General features: G+C 40.6%; 1 pseudogene. It reads right to left on the bottom strand.

Features of this window, described 5'->3' with window-relative positions:
• Window positions 1–33: 33 nt before the first annotated feature.
• Window positions 34–335: pseudogene (locus MWG72_RS15485) on the bottom strand (ISNCY family transposase); the annotation flags it as partial.

The raw sequence follows: 335 nt of genomic DNA, 5'->3' as shown, positions 1-335 counted from the left end.
TCTATGCGATAAACCATTTAAAATGTCCTGTTTTTAACCACAAGAGTCAAGCACAGGATTTAACTTTCTTTGTTCAATAACAGCTTTCTGAGCTTTACGACTCGGCATACTTTTCTTGAGACGGGAACGTTTATTCTGTTTTTCCAACTCTTCATGCTGTTGCTGAATATGTGCCAGAACTGTACCTAACCGTTTATTCTCAACGATCTCATTCTGCTGTAGCCCAGCTAATTTATTGAAAATGCTGTAGTTGAGCTTTCGTCCCTCGTGCATGAGGGCCACAGTCCCATCCGGGTACTCCAGAAATGAAATATATTGCCCAACAAGCTTATGAT

Source organism: Acinetobacter lwoffii (genome assembly GCF_022967985.1).
Lineage (GTDB): Bacteria > Pseudomonadota > Gammaproteobacteria > Pseudomonadales > Moraxellaceae > Acinetobacter.
Note: the sequence above shows the minus strand (reverse complement) of the source record. Positions and strands in the feature narration are given on the sequence as shown.